This is a genomic window from Desulfoluna sp. CLI2B, assembly GCF_056847375.1.
Genome location: NZ_CP186557.1, coordinates 1736314 through 1760856 on the forward strand (window position 1 = coordinate 1736314; position 24543 = coordinate 1760856).

Consider the following 24543-nt stretch of genomic DNA (forward strand, 5'->3'; position numbering starts at 1 on the left):
TCATTTCCCTCCGGCAAGGGGTTCGAACCGGCGCAGTTCGGTGAGCCGGTACCCTGAATAGCTCCCGATCATGATGATCACGGCCAGGACCACCAGCAGCAGCTCCGGAAAGGAGTAGGCCAGGTGGCCGATGAGTTTACTCTGCATGGCAAGGAAGATAAGGGAAGCGGAAAAGAGGCTGCCTCCTCCCTGGATCAGGACATCCCGAGGGCCTTCTTCCTCCCAGAGCACCGACATGCGTTCGATGGTCCATGAGATGATGATCATGGGGAAAAAGGTGACCCTCAGGCCCGCTTCGAATCCCATTTTGATACTGATGACACTGATGGCCACATAGATGATGATGACAAAGACCAGAACCGCTGAAATCCTGGGCACGAGCAGGAGGTTGAGGCTGCTGAGGTAGGAGCGCAGAAACAGGCCGACCCCGACGATGAGCAGAAACAGAGCCAGTCCTGCCAGGAGGTTGACTTCGAGGAAGACCATGGCGATGAGGATGGGCATGAAGGTCCCTGAGGTCTGGATTCCCACGAGGTTGCGAAGGATCACCACGATGAGCGCACCGATGGGGATGAGCAGCAGGAGCTTGAAGGTGTTCTGCTGGGAGACGGGGAGGCTGTAGATGGAAAAATCGATGAGCATGTGTTTGTTGAATTTCCCGTGCGTGACGGCGGCCCTTTGTGCGGAGACGGTCCTTTCAAGGGTGGCAAAGGTGATCTTTCCCCCAGTGCCACCGGTGATATCGAGGATGGCGTCGTTGCCGTATCTCCAGAGAAGAAATTCGTTTCGTTCTTCAACTTCCACGGTTCTCGGGTTGATGAGCTTTAACCTGTCGCCGTCAAGAAACTCGATGTAACTTTTGAGGGTCTGTTTTTTCTTGCCTTCCGAGAGCTTGAGCCCTTTGACCTTCCTTGCCTTGACCCCCGCCATGTTGATAAGGCCGCTGGCAAGGATGTACTTGCCGCCGTGCTCCTCCGCATGGGAGAGGAGCAATGCAGCGTCCTCGTTCAGGGGGTCGTTGAGGGCATTGAGGATGGTATCGGCAAGATCAACCGGTTGGTCCTCTGTTTTTTTTGCTTCCGATACAATGTTGGTGGCAGCGGCCTGTTGAGGGCCCGTAAAGGAGAGGGGAGGCGTTGTTTGCATGGCGCCGGGTTTCAGCCTGACGTCCTTTGCATGGCGGTATGCCGTGGTTCGGAAAAAGATTTTCTGATCGCCGTCTGCCTTGTCGGTGGTCCAGACGCCCTGGTCTTTCATCCGTTCGAATGTATACCCCTTGGTCACGGATTGCCTGCCCGTGATGGAGAGCGAATCCGTTTTGGGCATGTTGACCGAGACCTGCGCGGGGCCGCCGAGGGCCGTGAACGTGATGGTCGCCTCAATGGTCCAGACCGTCTCTTTTTGCTCCGGGAACAAGGGAAAGCCGAGCTTGATGTGCTTGTATGCGGCGGCCCCTGCCCCAAGGGCAATGAGTACGACGATGATGGCGATGATCTGGATTCGTTGTTTCATGAGTTACTCCTCGCCCATGGGGGTGGTGACGTTTTTGAGGGTCACGTCGACAATGAACTCACCCTCCAGAAAATTGCGCCCGATGAGCACCTGGTAGGTAAACTCCGAACGATCCGTAAGGGTAAACTCCTTGTAGAGGGCAACGCCCCCGAGCAAGGCCTTCATTTTGACCACGGGCCGTTCCTGGCTCTCCTTTCCATGCCTGGTGATTTTGACGGTTCGGGACGACTTATCCAGCTTGTGCGCACGTAACTTCACTACGGTGAGGGTAAAACGGACCCATTTTTTGCCGTCGCGTTCGAAGCGCTCGATGTTCGTGGCGTCCAGGGAGCAGCTCGTTGCCCCCGTGTCAATACGTGCAGGCAGAGTGATACCCGCCTTGACAAGGGTCACCGGTTCCACCTCGCCGATGACCCGTTTGTCTGACGGGATGTCAGGGTGAGACCGGTGCCCGGCGCAGGAGACGCACAGAATGGCAACAGATGAGGCGATGACGAGACGGGTGAACACAAAGGCTGTTTTTTTCATGGAGGCACGCTGTCCTTCTTTTGGGGTGAAGAGACTTCTGTCATGCGTAAATTGGCCAAACATGCTGAGTGATACTTAGGTGCGACGGCCCGGCAGGCGCAGAAATAAGGGGGGGATGCCAGGGGACAGGGCAATGGCCGGGTCGGGCGGTGGGTTTGAATGCTCTTTTTTGTGTCGGGGTCACACCGTGAGTCGACTTTGTTGTCACGGTATGGAATGGCTGGATTGCTTTAACTTCTCAGTTTGATTAAGAAAAACATACGCGATATGGCCGGGCGATTCAATGAAAAAACGATGTGTGTACCGCATTGAAAACGGGTGGTTGACATGGGTATGGCCACGTCACGGCAAGGGGGCGGCCTTCTCTACCGGGGCTTGGCCAGGGGGCTGTGGGGCCGGTGCCTCGGATTGATCGTCGGTGATCAATTCCTCATCATCTTTCATGGCCATTTCGGCGATGGTGTCCAGGACAGATTCCCAGGACCTGCCGGTTCCCGTGGACAGAAGAAAGGAGCGCACCTTTTTGACTCCCGGTGTGTGGCGGGCGTGATACTCGGCGGCCTGCACGGCCCTGTCCGAGCCGACAACCCCCAGGAGCACGGCATGGCACTGCACGGATTTGACATACACGTTGGTGGAGAAGATGGCGCTGTCGGCAACCAGCCTGGCGTTGAGTTCCGTGGTGATGCGCAGGTCGTCGGTGATGGCGCAGAATCGCTCGTCCCCTTTTTTCAGGATGTAGGGCACCGGGGGCTTGCCCGTGACCTGTCGGGCGATGGTCACGAGGCGCTCAGCCTCCCCCAGGGTGTCACACTGCCCCACGATAAAGGGGTAGCCGTAGTAGCACTTGGCCGAGACATCCAGGACCATAGTGACATCATCGGCCAGGATTTTTTCCATGAGCAGGGCGGTGAGCTTTTTGTCGTTCAGGATGTGCTTGATGCTCCGCTCGTCCACGGCGGTTTTGTAAACAGTTCGAGCCCCACTGCGTATGGCCGACCCCACGCTGCAGGAGGTCATCAGTAAAAGAACCAGTGCTGTGGCTGTCATATATAACTTTTTCATGCAGTTCCCGCAAAAATCAGGTGCATTTTCTGATACCATTCAGCCTGCTTCCATCGGGGGCATCAAGGGTTCGAACCCTTACAAAAGGGGCTGCTCGAACCCCTCAAGCCGAGTTTTTCCGGCGTAACGTCTCTTCGGGGTCGGACAAGAGACCCACGGCTTCAGCAAGGGCCTGCCGGGCCTCTTCGATCATGCGTCGGATGAGTTCGTCAACACCGGGGATGTCCTCGATGAGCCCCACGGACTGACCGATGGTGAGCATGGCTTCTTCTGCGTTTCCCTCTTTCCAGACGGCCTTGGCACGTTCACCGGAGATGAGGGGCAAAAGGTCGGTGAGGTCCCCGCCTTTTTGCTCCACCTCCGCCACCTGGCGCATGACGGTGTTGGACAGGGCCCGGACCTGAAGGCCGAAGGCGCTTAAGAGGGACTGGAGGTTCAGGGAGGTGTCGTTCTCTTTTTTTTCCATGAGCACCTTGTGGATGTTGGCGTGGACCCCGCTCTCCCGGGTGGCAAGGAACCGCGTGGCCATCATGATGCCGTCGGCACCTAACGAAAGGGCTGCTGCCAGGCTCCGGCCAGTGGCCATGCCCCCTGCGGCCAGGACGGGGATGTCCACCTCGGAGACCACCCGGGGTACCAGCACCAGGGTGGAGACATTGTCCATGTGGGGGAATCCCCCCTCCTCGAACCCTGCGATGGTGACGGCATCGTAGCCCACCTTCTGGGCGTGCACCGCGTGTTTGACGGTTCCGACTTTGTGCAGCACCTTGACCCCGGCCTCTTTGGCCATGGGGATGAATTCGGGCCCGAACGGTTCGCCGGGCACCGGGATGCAGGGCCGTGACCCTTTTTTCACAGCAGACCCGGAAAAAGTCCTGAAGCAGCTCCACGGGAAGGCGGATGGAGGGCATGGTGGTGATGTTGACGATGAAGGGCTTGTCCGTGAGCCGCCGGGTGTCATCGATGGCGGCCCGCAGGTCGTCTGAGCTGTTGTAGTTTCCCGAGGTGAGGTTTCCCAGGGCACCCGCGTTACTGATGGCCGCGGCCAGGGAGGGTTTGGCGATCCAGAGCATACCGCCGCACTGAATGGGGTACCTGCATCCGAAGAGATCCGTCATGCGTGTCTTCATGGGGTGTCCTTTGCGGGTTGAACGGGTTTGGGATGTCGGGACGTGCTGAGTGAAATATGTTGAGATGACTATACGTTAGCACAAGCTTGGAAATGGGGTCAATGATAGGGCGCGTCCCGTGGACCATGGCGTGGTCATGGAGGCATGGGCGCCGGAAGTATCCATTTTTCCTGGAGGGAAGGCCTGTGGATTCCCCCTTTCGGGTGGCGTCATCGGCCCTTTACAGAACCGGTGTTTCCCTGCCCGGGGGCCCCCGGGTGTCTCTTTCATTTTTTCCCCGTTGCAGGCTCAAACCCCGGACCGCCCGTCATTGGGCTTTCTACAGGATTTTTACAGGAACGCTCCTCGGAGGGAGGCAAAGAATCTTCTTTGCAGTTGCCTCCCACCTATGGTAATCCCCAAACGTTATGGCAATAGATAACCCGTTCACCACCCCTTAACCCGGTTCCGGGCTGAGTTTAGATGTCGTCTTGCAAAGTCGATGAGACGACCGCACCGTCCAGGCAGTGACTTGTGGCGGAGCGGCCATCATGCAGTGTTCCGTTGCGGCGGGGTCCTGCGTTTTTTGGGACCATCGTGCCAACCCCCTGAAAGAGTCGTTTGAATGATACATGCCGGTATTGCGGCACAGCTTTGCTGTGTCTAAAGAATTCCTGCGTGCTCATCACGGCTTGAGAACCGATCCCTTGAGGTTTTGATTATGAGTGCAAATCAGATTTTTGATAATGAGAAGTACCTGCGGGAGCAGGCCGGTGAGATCCGGAAGCGTATTGAACGATTCGACAACAAGCTCTACCTGGAGTTCGGCGGCAAGCTGATGTTCGACTACCATGCCGCCCGCGTGCTTCCGGGCTATGACCCCAACATCAAGATACGCCTTCTACAGAAGCTCAAAGACCAGGCCGAGGTACTGATCTGCATTTACGCCGGGGACATCGAACGCAAGAAGGTCCGCGCCGACTTCGGGATCACCTACGAGACCGACATCCTCAAGATCATCGACGACCTTTCCGAGTGGGGCATCGAAGTGCGGGGCGTCATCATCACCCGTTTTGAGAATCAGCCTGCCGCCGTGCTCTTCAAGACCAAACTGGAACGCCGCGGGATCAACGTCTACACCCACTACTTCACCAAGGGCTACCCCACAGATGTGGAGACCATCGTCAGCGACGAGGGCTACGGAGTCAACGACTACGTAAAGACCGAAAAGCCCCTGGTCATCGTCACCGGACCCGGTCCCGGCAGCGGTAAGATGGCCACCTGCCTTTCCCAGCTTTACCATGATCATAAGCACGGTATCCAGGCCGGTTACGCCAAGTTCGAGACCTTCCCCGTCTGGAACCTGCCCTTGAAGCACCCGGTTAACATCGCCTATGAAGCGGCCACGGCAGACCTGGCCGACGTCAACATGATCGACCCCTTTCACCTGGAGGCCTACGACACCAAGTCGGTGAACTACAACCGGGACGTGGACGTTTTTCCCGTGCTCAAGAGGATCCTCCAGAAGATCACCGGCGATGAGTCCTGCTACCTCTCTCCCACGGACATGGGCGTGAACCGCGTGGGCTTTGCCATCGCTGATGACGAGGGGGCCAAGGATGCCTCCAAGCAGGAGCTGATCCGGCGCTATCTTCGTTACCGCTGTGAGTATGTCCTGGGCATGGTGGACAAAGACACGGTTCAGCGCGCCGAACTCCTGATGAAGGAGTTTGACCTTACCGAAGAGGATCGCTCCGTGGTGGGTCCTGCACGAAGAGCCGCAGAAGAAGCCAAGTCCGACCCACGTCTGGGCAACGAAGGGCTCCACTGCGGTGCCGCCATCAAGCTGAAAGACGGCACCATCATCACCGGCTCCAACTCTCCCCGCATGCACGCCGCAGCCAGCGCCATTGTGCGTGCTCTCAAATACCTGGCGGAGATTCCCGGTAAGATCCAGCTCCTTCCCCAGGCCACCGTGGACTCGGTGAACAACCTTAAGACCGATGTGCTGGGAGAAAAGAACCTCTCCCTGGACCTCCAGGAGACCCTCATCACCCTGGCCATCAGCGCCACCAGCAACCACGCGGTGCAGCTGGCCATGGAAGGGCTCAAGGAGTTTAAAGGCTGTGAGATGCACATGACCCATATGCCCACCCCCGGGGACGAGGCTGGCCTGAGGCGACTGGGTGTCTACCTCACCACCGACCCCCTCTTTTCGTCCAACAACCTGTATACGGCCTAAAGAAACAGGTCATAGGGCATAGATTTACAAGTAACAGGGCCATGGGAGAAACATGATTTCCCGGGCGGCAAGCTCGGGTGAAGCGTTGCCCTGGACCTTATATAAGAACACCACAAAGAAACGCACCGGAGCACCTTATGTTCCTGTGCGTTTTTTTTGTGGCCGCGAGATGGGTTCCATGTGCGCTGGAACAAAGAACACCTTTTGTCTTTTTCGTTAGCTGTGATACGAGTGTGTTTCGGCATGCAGCGTTACCTGGAGCCTCGATGGGCCATGATGGCATAACCCTAAAGCATTGGCGATCCTCAGCGTGGGGGGCATTGCGTTTATTCTTATTAAAGGAGACCCTGTAATGAACCGTTCGAGTTCCCGGCATGTGTCCGCCGGTCTGTTTATCCGGTTTTTACTGGACCGACCCCGCGCCCTTGGGGTGGGGCTCATGCTGGCGGTTTGTCCCGTCCTTACCCTTGTCCTGCTCAGCTGGCTCATCACCTCCATGGACGGTAAGGGGCCGGACTTTGATTCCCTCCTTGAAAAGGGCAGGCCGGTTACCGCCACGGTGGTGGATATCAAGCCGGTGACACGCATCACCATCGAGCACCGCAATCCAGTGCGTATCACCTACAGCTACAGGGAAAACGGTGCTTCTGTCATCGACACGGTCCAGACCATGGCTGAGGCAGGCTACGGCCTCAAACCCGGCCAGGCCCTGACAGCCCTCGTTTCAGGTGGCGATTCCATTCTTCCCGATTTTCCTCCGGTGGTCTTTCCCGGGTGGGCCATTGCCGTCATCAGTGGCATCTTTGCCATGATGGGCATTCCTTTTCTGGTTTATGCCTGGGTGGGTGCTGCCGCCAAAAGGCGGCTCTACCGTCGGGGCGCTTTGATCAACGGCACCGTGGACTCCTTTTCTTCGGCTTACTGCGTGCCCTTTACCGCAACCCGAATGCAGGTCGCCTTCACCGGCGTCACAGAAGAGGGCAGGGCGGTGAAGGGCTCCACCGTGGTGGTGGCTGACGAAAGCTGGCACGGAAAGAAAAGGGGCAGCACGGTGCGGGTGCTGGTGGATCCCTTGCTTCCCGAGCGGGCCTGTGTGGTGGAAGAGGCGGTGATGGGTGCTGTTCGAGGGTGGAAGGGAAAGGGCTAAAGGCTAAGGGCTAAAGGCGAAAGGCGAAGGGCGAAGGGCGAAGGGCGAGGGAGGGGGGCATCGCTATGCTGCGTTGTTGTGCCTGCGTTAACACGGGAACATTCTTTTGGAGGTCAAGTGATGAAACATGGCGTGGCCTGTTTTTTCAGTATCCTTTTAATTCTCTGCACGGCATCTACTCATCCGGCGGATACAGCCCCGATTCACCCCAGCGGCGTGGTTCTTCTCCATGGCCTGGCGCGGTCCGCCTCGTCCATGGAAAAGATGGAAAAAGCCCTCCAGGCCGCAGGCTATCCGACCCTCAACATCGACTACCCCTCCACCGATTACCCGGTGGAGGTCCTCTGCCGGGACCACGTGGCCCCTATAGTGAATGTCTTTTCTGAAGCCAACGGCGGCTCCATCGCCTTTGTCACCCATTCCATGGGCGGGATTGTCCTTCGGTATCTGGTGAAAGAGGAGCTTATCGACCCGCCATATCGCGCCGTCATGCTCAGTCCTCCCAACCAGGGCAGCGAGGTGGTGGACAAACTGGGGCGGCTCCGTCTCTTTACACTCATCAACGGCCCCGCAGGAAACCAGCTCGGCACCGGTCCCCATCAGCTCCCTGCCACCCTCGGGCCTGTGACCTTCCCCGTGGGCGTCCTCACCGGCACCCGCACCATCAATTTTATCCTCTCCGCCCTGATTCCCGGTCCCGACGACGGTAAAGTGGCTGTAAGCAAGGCCCCTGTCGCCGGCATGACCGATTTTCTCGCCATCCCCGCCACCCATCCCTTTATCATGAAAAACAAAACAGCCATTCACGAGACGTTGAGGTTTCTGGAAACCGGGCATTTTGGGGCGTAGGGTCCGCACATGCTTTGTCCCTTTGCTTCTCAGGGGCATCACATGTACTGACGGGCTGTGCCCGTGGAGCACCGTTAAGCATATAACGAATGGATGGAACGGGTTGTTGGGGGGACGGGATAGGTGTGACAAAGGGCAATCTTCTTTTCCAGAGTGCCCCATCGAAAACGCCTGTCTGGATGCTGTCGTGGCCATGGGTAGGGTTGGCAAACCCGAAGCGTCCCCATCATCGACGGGTTAACCACCGAAGCGGTTCCATCGTCCCATCCAGCTGCTGGTGTTATTTTAGATAAATCATCGTAATTCAAGCTATATGAGGTGCTTATATTTTCAATGGGATGTTTGGGTTTTGTTGATGGTGTGGTATTCTCTTTGGAAGCCCAAGGCCTTTCTGGGGCGCTTTTCAACCCATGGAATAAATTCCCTTTTGGTGCAGTTTCGCGCCTGCTGACGTGACATTGGTTTCGTCTCCTTTCGATCTCCCTTCCTTACTCTTTGATCCGTTTTTCATGGGCCCTTCTATACATTCAATGGCATCGGTTTGCAGTGTGTTAACCACGGTTTCTGTACGAAGCCTGGGGTACGCTTCATTGGTCTGCTCGGCGGGGGCCAATATGCGTTGCGGTTACGGGAGCATTTCGACATCAAGTAAATCAAAATGAGGGAGAACCAAAAATGAAACAACAAGGCCCAGGGAGCGTAAGCAGTTTAGTGATCTTAGGTTTTCTGATGACGATGGCGGTAACCGTTACCGCCAGAGCAGGGGCGGAGGGGTTTGATATATCCAAGGCCAACCTGGCTGATCGAATGACCTACCATCGTGCTATTGATGCCGCCGTCTGGGCCATGCCGCTGATGAATTTTAAGTTTTACCGGGACTCATTGGCCGACAACGGGGTAGGCCCAAACGATGTGGGGTATAACTCAAAGCTTCAGGACTGGAGGTTCCAGACCGCGACACCCAACAACACAACACCCTATATCCATATGTATTGGAATTTCAAGAATGGCCCTGTGGTGGTTGAAATGCCGGCATCTGCTGACGGGGTGGGCGTTTTCGGAACGCTCATGGATGCCTGGCAGCGCCCCCTTGAGGATGTGGGTGCCAAAGGGCGTGACCGGGGACTTGGAGCGAAGTATTTGCTGATTCCACCCGGGTATGACGGTAAGCTTCTTCCAAAAGCGATGGTTTACGAGCAGGAGACTTTTTACGGCTTTGCGGTCCTGCGTCCCATTCTGGCTGGGGGCGCCACCAAGGACAACCTGGCAAAGGCAACGGCACTCACGAAGCAGATTAAGATTTATCCTTTAGCAAATGCTGACAGCCCCATAAAGTCAAAGTACGTGGACGTCTACGGTAAGATGCTTGAGATGACGCCCAAGATGGACGGAACCATTTATCAGCACATCCATGAGATGATCCAGGAGGAAGTTGTTCTGGATCGCGACCTCACCATGATGATGACAATCTTGCACCTCGGGATCAAAAAGGGCGAGGCATACAAGCCGGACCCAAAGCGACAGGCCATATTCGATAAGGCTGGCCCAGAAGCACTGGATTACATGATTGAACAGTATCACCGGAATTTGAATCCATGGATGTGGAAAGGCAAAAAATGGTCAAGCCTGGTGCCTGAGCCCGGGTCCCGTGAGACCGAGTGGCGGTATGAGTTTCCTTCCTACTATGATTACCAGGCCCGGGGTGCTCTCTATTACGCGATCATCACCAGCATCAAAAACTATGGTACAGCAACCTTTTACCTGGACCTGGCGGAGACACCCGATGGCGAATGGCTTGACGGCAGCAAGAACTACAAGCTTGTGATGCCGCCCAATGTCCCGGTAGAAAATTTCTGGTCCGTCACGACATATGATTTGAAGACGGCTTCTTACCTGCGCAACATTGAAAAGAGCAGCATCGATTCCACAATGAAAGACGTGAAAAAAAACGCCGATGGCTCTGTCGATATTTATTTCGGCCCCAAGCCGGAGAAAGATAAAAAGGGCAATTGGCTTCGCACCGACCCTGATCGGCATTTTTTCCTGCTTGGCCGCTTTTACGGGCCCAAGCCTGAACTCTTCGACGGAAGCTTCGAGCTGAACGATATTGAATTGGTCGAGTAAGCAGGGCCCGTGGCAGGATCACAATAAATTGCAACGATGAAGACGCATCCGCATTTTCCGTATCAGAATTGACCTGGATAGGATTTGGATCAGCCGCAAAGCCAATGGGGAAACGGGATAACTGACCTGACACAGCAGGTACAAAAAAAGAAGGAGTCAATTCATGGGGAAAAAGATGCCTTTTTCAAGGATCTTAATGGTATTATCTTTTTTTGTTTCTGTGGCTGCCTGTGCCTCAGGCCCTGAACTTCCTTCAACCACAAACATAACCCATGACGAGATTTTAGAGCAGCGATACCAGAGGCGGGCCGTTGAGGCAGGAACCTGGATTATGCCTCAAGTTATGTACTACCAAATGGCGCAAGGAGCATTCCAGACATACGGTGGTGACGAACTTACTATTTATTTCTATAGTCAGCCAATGGATTGGCGTGCTCGCATGGTTACCGGAAACAACAATTCACCCTATATCCATACGTATCATGATTTGAGCAAGACCGGCCCAGTGGTTCTGGAAGTACCACCCGCCACGGAGACAAATTCATTTTTTGGGACTTTTCTGGACTCCTGGCATAAACCGATGGTAGATGTCGGTCCGGATGGCGCAGATCAGGGCAAAGGGGGGAAATACCTTGTTGTTCCGGAGGGGTATCAAGGGCAAGTCGACGGGTTTATCGTTGTTGAGCAGAAAACAAATAAAGGCTATATCTCATTTCGTTCCCTGACAAAAACAACGTCAGTGGCTGACATGCAAAAGCATCAGGAATATGTTCGAAAACTTAAGTTCTATCCGTTGGAAGCGCCTTCGACGGAGACAACATTCATAGATCTGTATGGAAAAGTCTACGATGCTACGATTAAGTTTGATATGCGCTTCTGGGAAGCCGCAAATGCTATGATTCAGAGCGAAGTTATCAGGGCAGACGAAAAAGCTTTCTATGGCATGATGAAATCACTCGGTATAGAGAAGGGAAAGCCCTTCGAGCCTTCTCCGAAACAAAGAAGTCTGCTTGAGGCTGCGGCGAAACAACTTCATATAGAAATGATGGACGATGTGGTTTATTTTGCGCCTGAGCTTTGGCCGGGTCAATCACGGTGGGCACTTCCAGTGCCTGTGGAAATGGTGAGCACAATGGCAACCTATGTCAGCCCGAACTGGAATGATTATCAATCCAGAGGAGCAACATTCTTTTTTTATTTCGCACCACCAGCCTCATTAGCTGAGAGCAAATCAACAACTTATATAAAAGGTGCCCTGGACGTTCAAGGGAATAAGTTGAATGGAGACAATGACTACACCATCGTCATCCCAGCTGAAGTGCCTGCAAAACGTTTTTGGTCCATGTTGACCTACGCGACAAAGGATGGCAGCTACATCAGAGAGTCAGACAGGGTGGGCATTGCTTCCAACGAGCAGGAGATCACAAGAGAGAGTGATGGTTCTACAATCCTTAACTGGTCCAGCGACTGCAATGGCAAGATTAACTGCATGCCTGTTCTCAAGGGGGAGGACTTCTTCGTGCTTTTCAGGTTGTATGGTCCTGAGCAAGCTTTTTTTGATAAGAGCTTTGTTCTGTCAGACATTCGAAGAGTTGAGGAGTGAGAGCCTCATAAGCACACGGATGTCAGTGGAAGATGTTTTTGATGTGATGTCATATTTTGGTGTTCGATCTTCAGCCTTTGCAAACCGGGGGATTGACTGTAACTGAGGTAGTGGCTGATGCGGAGCGAAGGCAATCCATTAACTTGTCGTTCTTCATTTTTCTGTCTCGCAGATTGAAGGATAGTACGCGCTGTCAAACAAAGGCTCACCTCGGGCTCACGAGGTGAGCCTTTTTTTTCGAGATGTGGGCAGGGAAAAAGGGGGCCGGAACAGGAGGAACAGCAGTAAGAAACAGGCTCCTTATGTTATAACCGGTAAACTTGCGGACAGATCGTGTATAAGCCTTCTGGCTGATCTTTTCCACATTTGCCGGTTGCAAAGCGCGCATTGATTTTTCATAATAGCCCTGCATCGTGGTCTCCTTCGTTTTTACTTGGTTAAGTTACCGGAAGGCTGCGATGCTTTCCTTTTGGTTTGAGTGTGTTGGTATGAAGGGATGCTGATTTTGCTGTTCAGGTAGAGGGATGGTTTACCGTGTGGCGGCTTTTTTAAGCAATTTCAAGTCTTCTACTGGGCTATCGTTATGTATTTTGGCCATCTTCGTCGCTCGAAGGTTGTCAAAAATGAAACACTGTCGTACTAAGACTCCCGTTGGGTGAAGCAGGTATTCGGCAGAGAAATAAGGGGATAGGATGAATAAGAGATTTAAATCTGTACTGATCTGGCTGACTGTAATCGTATTAAGTGTTTGCTTTTATTTTACACCATATTGGGCTGTATATAATATGAAAGAGGCCGCAGAAAATCGAGATGCGGATGCGCTGTCTGAATATGTCGATTTCCCGGCTCTCAAAGAAAGTTTAAAGGCTAACTTTAATGCCATGATGGCAATAGACATGAGTGATAATCCTTTTGGCGCTTTGGGTGCCTCATTAGCTGCGGCTTTCATAAATCCTATGATTGATAACCTTGTAACGCCTGAAAGCTTGGCGATGATTATGGAAGGCGGAAAGCCTGAGCTAGATAACATATCTGGAGAAGACGAAAACGTTAATCATAACACAGATAAAAACACCGAAATAACAATGAAGTATGGCAATTTTAATAGCTTTGTAGTTACGGTCAAAGAAAAGGACTTACCCGAAGACCCCGTAAAAATGATATTCAAAAGGTATGGTTTTATTTCATGGAGACTCACTGCATTACGCTTACCTTTGCCGGAATAAAAATCTGACTTCCGGAGAGGCCTTTACTGGAATTCCCCATAGAGAGAGGTAAAATGCCTTGCCCTTTAAATGGGCAAGGTAGCCGCCCAATGAGACCGTCAAACAAACTGTGTACCTGGGCGCTGGCGTATGCTTTAAAGAGGTACTCTTTTCTCAAAAACAATGAAAAAAACAGTTGGGGCAGCTGCTCAGGCCCTGATGGAACGAGGCCACCTTTCTTAACGATGGGATAAACCGTATCCAGCGGCGGTGAGTGAACACTGCCGCTCGTGTGGCAGCAATCCGGGGACAGGCATTTTGAGTTGCCTTGTGCGGCGGGGGTCGACCCGCCGCAGAGACAGCAGAAACAGGGGACAGGCTCTTTATGGTGTTGCATATGGGTGTGCTCGACTCGTGAAATATTCGGGTTATGTCTCAAAAGATCCAAACAGCGTTTCATCATGGGTTGCCAACTGACATGCCTCCGGTCGGAGTGATGGTGTCATCCCTCCTTAGTGTACCTCGGTCTCCTCTGAAAATGTGATCTTGCCTCGGGTTAGTGTTTGATAGGCTTTGAAGTTGCCGGCATGGTTATGACTGCCTGTGGCTTGAAAGGTTCCCGGCGCAACGGCATACTCGCTGCTGTAAGCGTAAGCCTGGAAAATAGCGACGTCTTCATCTGCACCGGAACCAGAGTCGTTCCAGATCTGGGCATGACCGCCTTGGGTCAAAAATCCGCGCCATACGCAGCGCATGTCGTCGCTGCCTGGTGATTCCCCATTGGTGGCCACCAGGCCCAACCCCCGATAACCGGCCGGGGGCACAGCACGCCAGAAAGTGACATCTTCATCTGCGCCGGACCCTTTGTCGGTCCAGACTCGTGTATACGACAGCGGCTTTGCCAGTGCCCCACTACCATCGTCTTTGGCAATCAACACCGATGGGTTTCCCTTCTGGTGGTGGTTTGCGATAGCGTAATCGCCCAATGGGTAGTATCCTTCCGGTGTATTGGGTCGCCAGATGGAGACATCGTCATCCGCACCGGAGCCTGCATCCGTCCAGATGCAGTCAAAGCCAGAAGCATGCTTGACCGGAAGACGATAATCATCGGCTATATGGATACCACCACCCAATGATGCCAGGTTACTCTCTTCAAATTCAATGTCTGCCCAGATGGGCACATGGTCGGACAGGACACTGCTGTCACGACACTCCGGGCCACATAGGTCGGAGTTCAGAACCTTTCCCCCTTTGATGAAAATAAAATCAAGCAATAATGTCCAGTCGTTTTCCACAAGTCCGGCTTCGGAGGTGATACGGCGATGGGTCGGCAGATCATCGTGCGCATCTGTATAGTTATCATCAAAAAAGGGATTTAATGAGATGTCATGCAGACCCAAAGGGTCGGCGAATATATGACCAACGGCATTCAAATCGCCTCCAAGAATCCGAGTAAAGGGCTTGCTCTTGGCGTGGTAGACCATTTCGGCATGTTGAGCACGGCGTGCTTTGTCTCCGGCGATGCCAAAGGGGGAGGCGGAATGGGTCGAGTAGACATGAACCAAATCATCCCCTACCTTGATATCTGCAGTGACAAATGAACGGCCACTGTCTGTTTCCGCTTTGCCCCCAAAGTCAGAGTGTTGCGCCTTAAAGCGAACTTTCGCCACATTGCCCATGGGAAAGCGGGAGACAATGGCATTGCCGGTCTGACACCCTGCATGTGCGCCATCTTCGTTGGCGTTCACATAATAGGCCTGAAACGCCTTGGCGTATTCTCGGGCTGTGTTGCGACCGTCACCGCAGCTTTTTCCGCGAACGGTTTCACTCAGGAGGATGACATCCGGGCCCTGGTCCCCAAATGTCTCTTTCATCCAGTTTATTTGCTGTTGAATCCGTTCGGCTGTAGGGCGCAGTACATTGTAACTGACAACGGTTAATGCGCTTTTCGGTGTCGGTTCGCCTTCAGAGAAGTGATCTCCTTCGACCAGGCAGGTGCCTCCGGCACACAGATTGACACATTGATCCGTGGCTTGCCCCCAGGGAAATTCTGTATACGCATAATCGGACAGGTCGTTCAAGTTGATGATATTGTTGATTAAGCGCTCTCCGGGGAAGTCCGTCATAATCATGCCCGTGAAACCACCGTGCTCAATGTAGTCGGCGGTCAGGGTGTTGGTACCTTCAAACGAAATTGTGCACATCCCGAGAAAGCAGTTGGTTCGCGGAAAATCAGGATAAGAATGTCGCCAGCCCGGGGTGGTTAACCCCGTCGCCAGGCGTGGGGCGGATGTCCCCGGGCTTGAGTGGCCGCTTGCGACAAAATAGGGGAAGGCCCCGTTGCTACCACTCAGGTAGTTCATGTAAATGGTGTTTCTGCAGCCATTGGTCGCTTTGTCGATATGGGTTTTCACCGACTCCCACTTATCGTAAAGGTCCCAGTTCGTAGACAGGGCGTAGCGATCCTGGATATCGAGGTTGCCGTACGGAATACCATAGTCGTCTCCGACAAATTCTTGCAGGATAACGAATTTCCCACGAATTTCATCCAGCATGGGGTTGTCGCTAGGGCCGGTATAGCGGCGGGAACCGTGATCGGCAAGGTACTCATCCAGGGTCTCGGTATAACTTCGACTGTTGCCGGATGCCGTATGCTCGGGTCGCAAACGGAACAGTATGGCTTCGGTAGGATGCGCTGTGAGAAAAGCATCTATATCGTTGAGTACATCGTCAAAATAGGTGGGCTGCGGAATTATTCCGTGGTGCATTCGGAATGTGTTGTTGATATGGCGAGTTCGCATATCAAATACACGAATACCGGAGTGTAATTGCTGGTTCAATGTCATGGTCTGGTTTTGCCATATATCACCGGGGCTTATTGACATTGAGTCGTGGGTTCCGGGAAGGGACAGTTCACTCACTCGGATGTCTCCCGAGACACGGGCCATCCACTCTGCCTGGTTACCAACGGCCTGGTAGTTGTGGTAAGGAGTACCAGTGCCGAAGGGGAAAAAAATCAACAAACCGAAAAGGCAGTGGTGATGATCTGTCTCTCTTCATACCATATCCTCCAAAGTGTTGTGTAAAGTAGGGAAACAGCAGAAAAAGGGGGCCAGACCCTTCGATGTATCAAAAAGCAGTGGGTGTGTTGCTTTACTGTCCCCAGGCACTGTACCGGGGTACCAGCCCGCGGAAAAGGCTCTTCGGAGAGGCTAATCAGGAGTAAGGCATTCAACGCATGATGCCCAGTATCGAAGGCCTCTGCAGATGACATTGGGCTATGTGGCGTTGGGTAGGGGAACTGTCCGTGCGTTCTGAAAAAACCGCCTTGTGGATGCTGCACCATGACGCACAAATGGGTTATTCCGGCTTTTTTCAGATTGCGTATGTTTATCATTGGTGTCTGAAATCATGATATGTTTCTTTTAGATGGTTGTTTCTTAAGTTCGGGTTACGAGGCACCATCTTTAGCGGTATCCGGTCGTTGGGCCGCGCCCCCTCTCTCTCTCTCTCTCTTTTTTGGGTAAGCCGAAGCTTGTTGAGGCGGCTCAAATGCCGCCGCGCCCTGAAATGGTCAGCCTCATGCCCGAAGATGTCATTTTGGAGGCGGTAAAGGGTCTCCTCTTTTTCCTGGTCGGTCAGGGACCCGTCGCTTACTATTTGTTTTTCTTTTTGCGCATAGTCGTCTTCCCGCCGCAAGGTTTCCTCAAACTGCCCATCCAGTTCTTCCAGCTGCGCGACAGCATCCTGGGGCAGGTATGTCGCTCGTATTTTCGCGATGAGCGCATCCTTGTCACCCCGGGAATCCAAGTCAGACAGGTCTTTTCCATAAATCGTGAGCGCCTCGCGATAGAGGTCGAAATTTGGCCTGTCAGCGTCGCCGGGAGACACCTCATTGTCCCACATGCTCAGGTTGAGCTGCTCCAGTGCCGCTTTTTTTTCACTGCCATACAAATCCGGGGCATGCACAATTCCGCCTCGTCGTACGGCATACTCTTGTGCCTTTATCTCAGCAGCAAAAAGGGTATCGGCAAGCTCTGTACCAAGGTGTTTACGCCTGAAATTCTGAACCTGCCTGAGGGCATCGACAACCGTGTCAACGTCTCCGGACATGAGGCCCGGAACGCCTTGCGCCGACAGTGACATTTCGCATTCCACATAAGCGCGGTAAGCTTCCATGAATTCTGAGGCCTTCTCTTCGGGCATGAAGGATGCCAGGAGTTCTTTCATTTGCTCAAAAGACCCGTGAAGGTCCTTGGGGTTTCCGCTGAACTCTTTATCCATGAAACGAAAGAGGTTCAGGGAAATCGAGCCTGTGTCCAGCTCCTCCGCCATTGTTTCTGCCTTGCGGCTTATGGACGGCAAAAGGGAACTTGAGGCCTCTTTTCCACCGTTCTGTCCGCGTGCGTGCGCAGGGTCAGAGATGGCCGTTTTTGAGTTTAAAGCTGATGGGGGCGAGCTCGTCTGCAGGCTTAACACAGACCATGCAAGCCCCACTAAGAAAAGGACAACTATGCCGGTGGCCTTTTTTTTCATCGTGTATCCAGACATCGAAAAAGGAGGTGTCAAACATTCCCGTGGATCTTACGGGTTCAATCGTGCCTAAAATCCGCGTTTTTTGAGGTCTTCTGCAATGTCTACATAAAACGCAGGTGCGTCAAAACCGGGGGTTACGCCAAAGGGGTGCCCGATGATTCGCATATGATCTGCACCATTGGACCACCATGCTCCCTTGACCCGTCCACGATATGTTCCCCACTTGGCAGACCAGACAGACACGCATCCGTCATTTGCGCCTTCTCGTAGACCGATGGCAGGCCACAGAATCGTTGCCCAGGCATTCGAAGGGGAGAGGTACTTGATGACGCCGGCATAGCTTTGGTAATAGACATCCGCATGGTCCGGGACCTTGGGGTTGAACTCGTTGACCATGTAATCGGTGGTCATGTTGTAGGCGTTCGTAGCGCGTGGTTGTTGTCGCCCAGAAAGCTGCCGTAAATCATTGTGATGGTTTTCCCGACAATCCGTTCGACTGTTTTGGGGGATGATCCCAGGGCCCAGTCTGCTGCGCGGCAGAGCTCAAGAACGATATCCGGCCCAGACGATCCTCTGTGAGGGGAGTCGATGGTGGTGAGCGATGCCACCACGTCATCAAGCCCCAACAGGCTGATGGCATAGCGCGTGTAGACACCTCCGTGGGAATGTCCGATGATATTGACCTTTTCAAGGTTGTTGGCCTTCACATATTCGCGTACTTGACGCGAGAATTCTCTGGCCTTATTGGCCGCGCTGTCCATGCTGTTAACCTTGGTGGTCAACGTCTTGCCTCCTCTTGCCTGAACCGCTTCTTCCACACCATAGAAATAATCAAGTACCCCCAGCATATCCTCCTGAACCGCAAACCCGTGGGCAAATACAATGGGGTATTTCGTCTCGCAACTTTTATTTTCGAATGCGAGTGAGGGTGAAGAGTATAAACAAAGTACAGCTGTAAGAATATAAAGTATCTTGTTCATTGGTTAGTCCTTTAGTGGTTATGCGTAGAATTTGTGAACAATGGTTTATGACTAACCAAATTGAAATGCCTTGTCAACAAAACTCGGGGGTTTATCTCAATATAGCGAAGGCTGGATACGGTGATAGGTATTTCTTTGTGTACTGTATTGCTTTATCCTATAAGGCTCTCAAGAGTTTTTGCAGAGGGAGAGAAAGAACGTAGGGGGTGGTGTGTGGTTTTTGCAAGGAGAGTAGGGATGCCCTGTGACCCAGGTCATGCTCTTGGTATGGTTACCGGGAACCGCTGGTGTATGAAGGGTATGGTGTGTTGTGGGACGGTCGCACACATCGTCCGCGTTATCAGTGTGTTGAAATATACAGGCCACGTCTGAAACTCTTGTGCGTTGAAGAGGGGGCCTCGACTCGTGAAATATCGGGGCAAACCGAACAAGGCGCTGCGGCCGGTTTCCTTCACGCCCAATAGAGCAGGGGGCTCCACATTGCCACGTGTGGCGGGAATACCAGAAAACATCCCGCCACAAGGGCAAATAGATTGATTACTTTTTATCCTGCATGGCAAAGAATGCCTGGAACATCTGGTTGATGACGCAGGCATCCCCCTGGTGGTGAAACAGGTTGGCGTCAGTTTCGGCAAGTTCCAGAAGTCTTTGCTGAACACCCGGGGTGAAGGTCAGTCCTTTGGCAATCTTTTTTACGGGGTAGGGCTTTCCTTCAAAAACAGTCCCCCAGATAGCCAGGTCCTTCAATTTTTTAGGGGATGACTTCAGTGGGTTCTCAAAAAAGACGGCAAAATTGGCTTTTTTACCGATATCGATGCTGCCGATTTCATTCTCTTTGCGTATAGCGTGGGCGGCTTCGATTGTTATGGCTCTGAAAGCCTCCTCTACGGTCATCTTTTCTTTGGGCCCAAGGACTTTTTTGCCGGACAAACCGATGCGGTTCACGGCGGCCCAGGCCAGAAGCATGGGGCGGGCCGGTGCCATGGGGGAATCAGAATGGAATGACAGATGAGCCCCTGCATCGACGACGCTTCGACCGCGCACCATCACTTCGGAGCGCTCGGGGCCGACACCGACCTTGCTGTACAACTCTCCCAGCATGTGGATATAAAACGGGTTGGAGCTGATCTCAGCGCCCATTTCGGCCGCCCGCAGCACTTGCGGCTTTTCGGAATAGCCAAAATGGTCGATGCGAAAACGGTGGTCGTATCGAGGGGCTCGGTGCAACAGTCCCTCCAGGGTGTTCAGGCAGAGCTCCATGCCCATGTCTCCGTTTTGATGCACAATAAGCTGGTACCCCTCTTTCCAGAAGGCCCAGGCACTGTCGGCAAAATCTTCCGGTGTCTGGATCCATTCGCCTTTATGCCCATCCAGATAGCCGTTTTTCATCTGCATCAGCTGAGAAAAAATTGCGCCGTCAGTGAATAATTTGATTTGATCAGGTACCCATTTGACGTGTTCGCTGCTCAGTTTGCTTACCTGCTTGCGTGCTGCCGCGATGGCCTTGTCGGCATCCTTTCCGTTTTTGTCGTAAAGTGCGTTGCCCGCTGGGATTAGGTAGTAATCAAATGGCATGGTGCTGTTTTCAAGGGTGCTGATCATCTGCATAATCATGGACTCCGGTAATTGAACTCCCGGGTCGCTGGCTGCGGTAACGCCCCCTGCATGCACATAGTCCAGTGTGCGCTTCAGGCCTGTCTTGAACTTCTCTTCTGATGCGATCACCGGCAGCACTTTTGACACCACCAAATACATGCCCTTTTCCCAGACGTGCCCCTCCTTCCAGTTTGCCATGGCCGACATTTCACCTTGGCCTTTCCAGTCGGACTCTTTAATTTTCAGGAACTCCAAAGCCTTGCTGTTGAAATAAAATTCATGGACCGATCGTTGCCAGACAATAATGGGACGGGTGCGTGAGATGTCATCAAGTTTTTTTCTGTTTAATTCTCCATGGAAGCCCGCATGGTATCCCCAGGTAATGAGAGGCTCGTCAGGGTTTTTGAGGCTTTTCTCAAGCTCTTTCAGACGATTGAGGTAAGCTGCCTCTCCCACAACCCCCTCAACGTCTCCCCAAGGGAGCTGCCAGCTCACCGGGGTAATGAAGTGCGTGTTGCTCACGAGGGCAAACAGCCAGAAATGCAGGTGAGGGTCAATAAGGCCTGGGGTCAGGACCTTATCGGCAAAGGTCTTGTCCACGACCAGCCCCTTGGCATGTTCGAATCGGGAAAGTAAGGTTGCTTTGTCTCCGACATCGATAATGCGTCCGTCTCGAACAGCGATGGCGGATGCCTTTTTGACGGTGGGAGACATGGTCACCACCTCTTTGGCGATATACACGGTCACCCCGGGAGGGGGAGGGGCAGGCGTGTCGTACAGGTTTTGCAACGACTCTGCTGCGAATGCGTTGGAACAAAGCCAAACAAAACAAAAAAGGACTGTCACCACGAGGTGTCGAGGCGGCCGTTTCCGGGAGCTGTTCATGTTCATCATGATTTCCTTTTATGGGGGTAATTGCCGTGTGTGTATTATTCGTACGATGGGCGGTGTATCGCGTTTTCAAAGCACTTGAGAGAACATGCGAGTTTTTTACTGTGGCCAGGGATGACAGCGTCTCTTCATGCTTCCTGCGTTACTCTGTCAGCCATGAATAAACAAAATTAGGTACGATGGGTGTAAAGCTCAGGCTAAACGCCCAATCCGGTCCAAAGTTATCGTTTGCTTCAAGAAAATAGTCGATGGACGCTCCGACCTGCACTGGAAGATTGCCCATTTTTATGACTTTTTTGACCGTGATATTCAGCGGAACGGTCCATTGTTCATCTTCCCAATTGTAAGAGAGCACCGGGTTGGTCTGTACGTTTAAGCCATTGCCCAGAAACAGCCCGCCAAACAGTTCAAGGGTGGAGGTTGAAAAGGACTCATCCCTCCAGCCGGTAACATCCCACTGGTGTGCAGGAAACGCACCGATAAACCCTGTTGTGTTGATATAAACCACAACCAGTTCCGGGCCCAACCGAAGCTGACCACCGGTGAGTTCGCTTTTCGTTCCCGTCGGGACCGTTCCCTGGATGCCGCCTAAGAGGATCCAGCCGCTGGGATAGGTCTGTCCCAGCGCCACGTCAAAGCCCATGTCACCAAGGCTTGTGGTTTCGTTGAATGTGCCTTGGGTTTGGTCGTACGTAGGTTGACCGGTCAGGAACGTGAATGCCGGTCGGACAAACAGGTTGGTGGTACCGTCATCAGTCAGCGGAAAGGGAAAAATCGGCTGAAAGAGAGTCAGGTTGCCCACCTGATCGTCGCTGTCGGGAAGATCCCCCTGATAAAAGGTCGTGATGCTTTCCAGGGTTAACTTTGCCAGCGGGTTGTTCGGGTTTGAGAGTTCTTTTGAGAGGGCCTCGGAGGACTGGCTCTCCGGTTTTTGCTCTACTGTGAGCAGTTCTTCCGGTGTATCCACGATAGCGTCGGGGATCTTTGCTGATGCGGAGATTGCCGAAGCAACAATAAGCCATGATGCTAAAAGGATATATGTTGTTTTGCTTTTTCTTGCCACGTTTTTTTTTATGTAAGCCTGCATAAAGTCCCCTTGAGTCGGTTCTGTGGTGTCTGAGAAGTACTTTTGATTTGTGAAAGTGGATTTTTTTGTGGCGTACTGAGTAAGATATTCATGTTTGGTCGTCAATACCCCAAAAGGGGTATTTTTGAGTGTTTGGGACTACCCCTTTTGGGGTAGATGACGTTTTTTTATGGGGTGGGATCTCTCCAGTGATGAATAATCAGTGGTGCTATTTAATTCACGTATCATAGGTAGTTAGTGTGGTTTTTTTGTTTTGATGTTGTGAGGGTTAACGTTCTTGCTTGCCAAATGCTGATGGTGTGATTTTTTTTGTTCTCCTGTCAGATGTGGCTTGCAATAGATGTTTCGATCAAGGCAAAGTAATGAATGGGGTTGGGATGTGGATGGTTGGAGAGTAAATAGTAATAATAGGAAAGACTGGTGGTGGGTAGTTGGAAAATAGGAAATTGTGAGTAATGGATAGTGAATGGGCAGGCTCTCGCGCGTTTGGCCTGTAAAGCGCTTGGCGAAGGCCTGAGAGCAGCCCGCGTCAGGGGTTTATGTTGCCGTAACATTTTGCTTTTTTAATGCCGGGTTTTTATTGCTAACTCTCTGTAATTGTAAGATGCGGCCACATAAAGACGACGCTCCCTTTTACTCTTTGAATCTGCATTGTCAACCGCTGGGAAAGATATGAAAAACGCACTGCTTCATACCAAACTCCAGAGAGCCGATGTGGCGGGGGACATTGTTCCGAGGCAACGCCTCCTCCTGCGCCTTGATGAAGGAACCCGAAGGCCCCTGACCCTGATCATCGCACCGGCCGGATACGGGAAGAGCACCCTTGCGAGTCGGTGGGCCAGGGTACGAGGGGCTGCCTGCGGCTGGATCTCCCTTGGAGCCGAAGACAACGATTTACAACAGTTTTTATACTATGTTCTGGCCGCAATTGAACCTGTTTTGCCTCAAGGGGCCCTGCAGACCGAGTCGCTGCTAGAAGCCCAGTCCCTTCCGCCCGTGGGAACCCTGACGCGGTCTCTTCTCAATGACCTGAATAAGCTCAAAGAGCCCTTCTGTCTTGTGCTGGATGACTATCATTGCATCACGGACCATCGGGTCCACGACCTGGTCGCTGGGCTCATGGACTTCCCGGCAAAGGCGCTGCACCTTGTGATTCTTTCGCGAAAAGATCCTCCTTTGTCCGTTGCAGGGATGCGAGCGCGCGGGCTTGTGAATGAAATCCGAGGGGATGAATTGCGCCTTTCTCCCCAGGAAGTTCGTCTTTTTCTAAAACAGATGGGACAGCTTTCCGTGGATGATGCCACGGCCGCCATCCTGGAAGAAAAAATAGAAGGCTGGCCTGCCGGGTTGCGCCTGACAGGGCTGTACCTGAAGGGGCAAAAGGACCTGAAGTCAAAGGCCGAGATCCTGAGCGGAAGTTCCGTTCATATTGCCGACTACCTTTTTGCCGAAGTTCTTTCTCGGTTGAGCCCTGACATGGTCTCGGTTCTGTTAAGCACGGCCATTTTAGACCGGTTTTGCGCGCCCTTGTGCCAAACACTTCACGACAAGCAAAAAGAACCGGCTCCGTGCACCCGGGCAGAAGGGTTCATCCGATGGCTTACCCAACAGAATCTGTTTATTGTCGGTCTGGATGATCGCGGGTATTGGTTCCGATATCATCACCTGTTTCAAGATTTTTTGAGAAAGGAGCTGAATAGAAAAAGATCCGCAGAGCAGGTTGCTGAATTGCACCGTATCGTGGGGGGGTGGTTTGCCGATAACGGCTTGTTTGAAGAGGCCATCCAGCACTATGTGGCTGCCGGGGACAATGGCGCTGCGGTTGGCGTGGTGAGGAGAAATCGCCACACGCTCATGAACGCCTCTCAGTTTACGCGGCTTGGCCATTGGCTGATGACATTTCCCGCTGCCGTTTTGGAGAAGGACCCCTTGTTGCTCACAACACGAGCTGTTTTGGGAACCGATCTGGGGCGAAATATCGACATCTATTCCTGCACCCAGAAAGCCGAACATTTGCTTGCAGGGCTTTCTCCCGAGTCTCGGCGCATTCCGAAAGCAATGAATTGAAA

At 52.9% G+C, this 24543-nt stretch carries 17 protein-coding genes and 1 pseudogene; 7 read left to right on the top strand and 11 right to left on the bottom strand.

Annotated elements, in window-relative coordinates:
• The 5 genes and pseudogenes from ACOYW2_RS08425 to ACOYW2_RS08445 form a co-directional block, all read right to left on the bottom strand.
• A complete protein-coding gene (locus tag ACOYW2_RS08425; protein WP_482770103.1) occupies positions 1–1512 on the bottom strand; it encodes a UUP1 family membrane protein in 1512 nt (503 codons plus the stop codon).
• 3 nt (positions 1513–1515) lie between these two features.
• Complete coding sequence (locus tag ACOYW2_RS08430; protein ID WP_482770104.1) at positions 1516–2040, bottom strand: ATP-dependent zinc protease family protein; 525 nt, start codon at positions 2038–2040, stop codon at positions 1516–1518.
• A gap of 342 nt (positions 2041–2382) precedes the next feature.
• Positions 2383–3090: a BON domain-containing protein gene (locus tag ACOYW2_RS08435; RefSeq protein WP_482770105.1), complete on the bottom strand. Its 708-nt coding sequence runs from the start codon at positions 3088–3090 to the stop codon at positions 2383–2385.
• A gap of 118 nt (positions 3091–3208) precedes the next feature.
• Positions 3209–3961 (bottom strand): NAD(P)H-dependent flavin oxidoreductase, encoded by a 753-nt coding sequence (locus ACOYW2_RS08440; protein WP_482770106.1) that lies wholly within the window; start codon positions 3959–3961, stop codon positions 3209–3211.
• A gap of 67 nt (positions 3962–4028) precedes the next feature.
• A pseudogene (locus ACOYW2_RS08445) lies at positions 4029–4235 on the bottom strand (nitronate monooxygenase); the annotation flags it as partial.
• A gap of 700 nt (positions 4236–4935) precedes the next feature.
• Between ACOYW2_RS08445 and ACOYW2_RS08450 the strand changes: the two are divergent.
• The 6 genes from ACOYW2_RS08450 (at position 4936) to ACOYW2_RS08475 (ending at position 13405) form a co-directional block, all read left to right on the top strand.
• Entirely contained in the window at positions 4936–6456 is a 1521-nt protein-coding gene (locus ACOYW2_RS08450) for a DUF1846 domain-containing protein (RefSeq protein WP_482416655.1), read from the top strand.
• Between the two features lie 352 nt (positions 6457–6808).
• Positions 6809–7603, top strand: coding sequence for a hypothetical protein (locus ACOYW2_RS08455; protein ID WP_482770107.1), 795 nt, complete (start codon positions 6809–6811; stop codon positions 7601–7603).
• 120 nt (positions 7604–7723) lie between these two features.
• The gene (locus tag ACOYW2_RS08460) at positions 7724–8452 is read left to right on the top strand and encodes an esterase/lipase family protein (protein ID WP_482770108.1); all 729 of its coding nucleotides are present in this window, start codon (positions 7724–7726) and stop codon (positions 8450–8452) included.
• A gap of 675 nt (positions 8453–9127) precedes the next feature.
• On the top strand, positions 9128–10576 hold the full coding sequence (locus ACOYW2_RS08465; protein WP_482770109.1) for a DUF1214 domain-containing protein: 1449 nt from the start codon (positions 9128–9130) through the stop codon (positions 10574–10576).
• A 163-nt stretch (positions 10577–10739) separates the two neighbouring features.
• A complete protein-coding gene (locus tag ACOYW2_RS08470) occupies positions 10740–12179 on the top strand; it encodes a DUF1254 domain-containing protein (RefSeq protein WP_482770110.1) in 1440 nt (479 codons plus the stop codon).
• A 692-nt stretch (positions 12180–12871) separates the two neighbouring features.
• Complete coding sequence (locus tag ACOYW2_RS08475; protein ID WP_482422537.1) at positions 12872–13405, top strand: DUF2939 domain-containing protein; 534 nt, start codon at positions 12872–12874, stop codon at positions 13403–13405.
• A 491-nt stretch (positions 13406–13896) separates the two neighbouring features.
• Here the strand turns inward: ACOYW2_RS08475 and ACOYW2_RS08480 are convergent, their stop codons facing one another.
• From ACOYW2_RS08480 to ACOYW2_RS08505, 6 genes are all read right to left on the bottom strand, one after another.
• The gene (locus ACOYW2_RS08480; protein WP_482770111.1) at positions 13897–16305 is read right to left on the bottom strand and encodes a phosphatidylinositol-specific phospholipase C domain-containing protein; all 2409 of its coding nucleotides are present in this window, start codon (positions 16303–16305) and stop codon (positions 13897–13899) included.
• A gap of 472 nt (positions 16306–16777) precedes the next feature.
• Positions 16778–17920: a lipase secretion chaperone gene (locus tag ACOYW2_RS08485; RefSeq protein ID WP_482770112.1), complete on the bottom strand. Its 1143-nt coding sequence runs from the start codon at positions 17918–17920 to the stop codon at positions 16778–16780.
• A 66-nt stretch (positions 17921–17986) separates the two neighbouring features.
• Positions 17987–18331 (bottom strand): hypothetical protein, encoded by a 345-nt coding sequence (locus ACOYW2_RS08490; protein WP_482770113.1) that lies wholly within the window; start codon positions 18329–18331, stop codon positions 17987–17989.
• Positions 18328–18900: an esterase/lipase family protein gene (locus ACOYW2_RS08495; protein WP_482770114.1), complete on the bottom strand. Its 573-nt coding sequence runs from the start codon at positions 18898–18900 to the stop codon at positions 18328–18330. The genes ACOYW2_RS08490 and ACOYW2_RS08495 overlap by 4 nt, the downstream gene beginning before the upstream one ends.
• A gap of 537 nt (positions 18901–19437) precedes the next feature.
• Positions 19438–21390 (bottom strand): amidohydrolase, encoded by a 1953-nt coding sequence (locus ACOYW2_RS08500; protein WP_482770115.1) that lies wholly within the window; start codon positions 21388–21390, stop codon positions 19438–19440.
• A gap of 139 nt (positions 21391–21529) precedes the next feature.
• Entirely contained in the window at positions 21530–22474 is a 945-nt protein-coding gene (locus ACOYW2_RS08505) for a hypothetical protein (RefSeq protein WP_482770116.1), read from the bottom strand.
• Between the two features lie 1059 nt (positions 22475–23533).
• Between ACOYW2_RS08505 and ACOYW2_RS08510 the strand changes: the two genes are divergently transcribed.
• The gene (locus ACOYW2_RS08510; RefSeq protein WP_482770117.1) at positions 23534–24541 is read left to right on the top strand and encodes a winged helix-turn-helix domain-containing protein; all 1008 of its coding nucleotides are present in this window, start codon (positions 23534–23536) and stop codon (positions 24539–24541) included.
• Positions 24542–24543: the final 2 nt, after the last annotated feature.

Coding starts and splice junctions, on each gene's coding strand:
- ACOYW2_RS08425 (WP_482770103.1), bottom strand. CDS start 1,512: ATGAAACAACGAATCCAGATCATCGCCATCATCGTCGTACTCATTGCC.
- ACOYW2_RS08430 (WP_482770104.1), bottom strand. CDS start 2,040: ATGAAAAAAACAGCCTTTGTGTTCACCCGTCTCGTCATCGCCTCATCT.
- ACOYW2_RS08435 (WP_482770105.1), bottom strand. CDS start 3,090: ATGACAGCCACAGCACTGGTTCTTTTACTGATGACCTCCTGCAGCGTG.
- ACOYW2_RS08450 (WP_482416655.1), top strand. CDS start 4,936: ATGAGTGCAAATCAGATTTTTGATAATGAGAAGTACCTGCGGGAGCAG.
- ACOYW2_RS08455 (WP_482770107.1), top strand. CDS start 6,809: ATGAACCGTTCGAGTTCCCGGCATGTGTCCGCCGGTCTGTTTATCCGG.
- ACOYW2_RS08460 (WP_482770108.1), top strand. CDS start 7,724: ATGAAACATGGCGTGGCCTGTTTTTTCAGTATCCTTTTAATTCTCTGC.
- ACOYW2_RS08465 (WP_482770109.1), top strand. CDS start 9,128: ATGAAACAACAAGGCCCAGGGAGCGTAAGCAGTTTAGTGATCTTAGGT.
- ACOYW2_RS08470 (WP_482770110.1), top strand. CDS start 10,740: ATGGGGAAAAAGATGCCTTTTTCAAGGATCTTAATGGTATTATCTTTT.
- ACOYW2_RS08475 (WP_482422537.1), top strand. CDS start 12,872: ATGAATAAGAGATTTAAATCTGTACTGATCTGGCTGACTGTAATCGTA.
- ACOYW2_RS08485 (WP_482770112.1), bottom strand. CDS start 17,920: ATGAAAAAAAAGGCCACCGGCATAGTTGTCCTTTTCTTAGTGGGGCTT.
- ACOYW2_RS08490 (WP_482770113.1), bottom strand. CDS start 18,331: ATGACCACCGATTACATGGTCAACGAGTTCAACCCCAAGGTCCCGGAC.
- ACOYW2_RS08495 (WP_482770114.1), bottom strand. CDS start 18,900: ATGAACAAGATACTTTATATTCTTACAGCTGTACTTTGTTTATACTCT.
- ACOYW2_RS08500 (WP_482770115.1), bottom strand. CDS start 21,390: ATGATGAACATGAACAGCTCCCGGAAACGGCCGCCTCGACACCTCGTG.
- ACOYW2_RS08505 (WP_482770116.1), bottom strand. CDS start 22,474: ATGCAGGCTTACATAAAAAAAAACGTGGCAAGAAAAAGCAAAACAACA.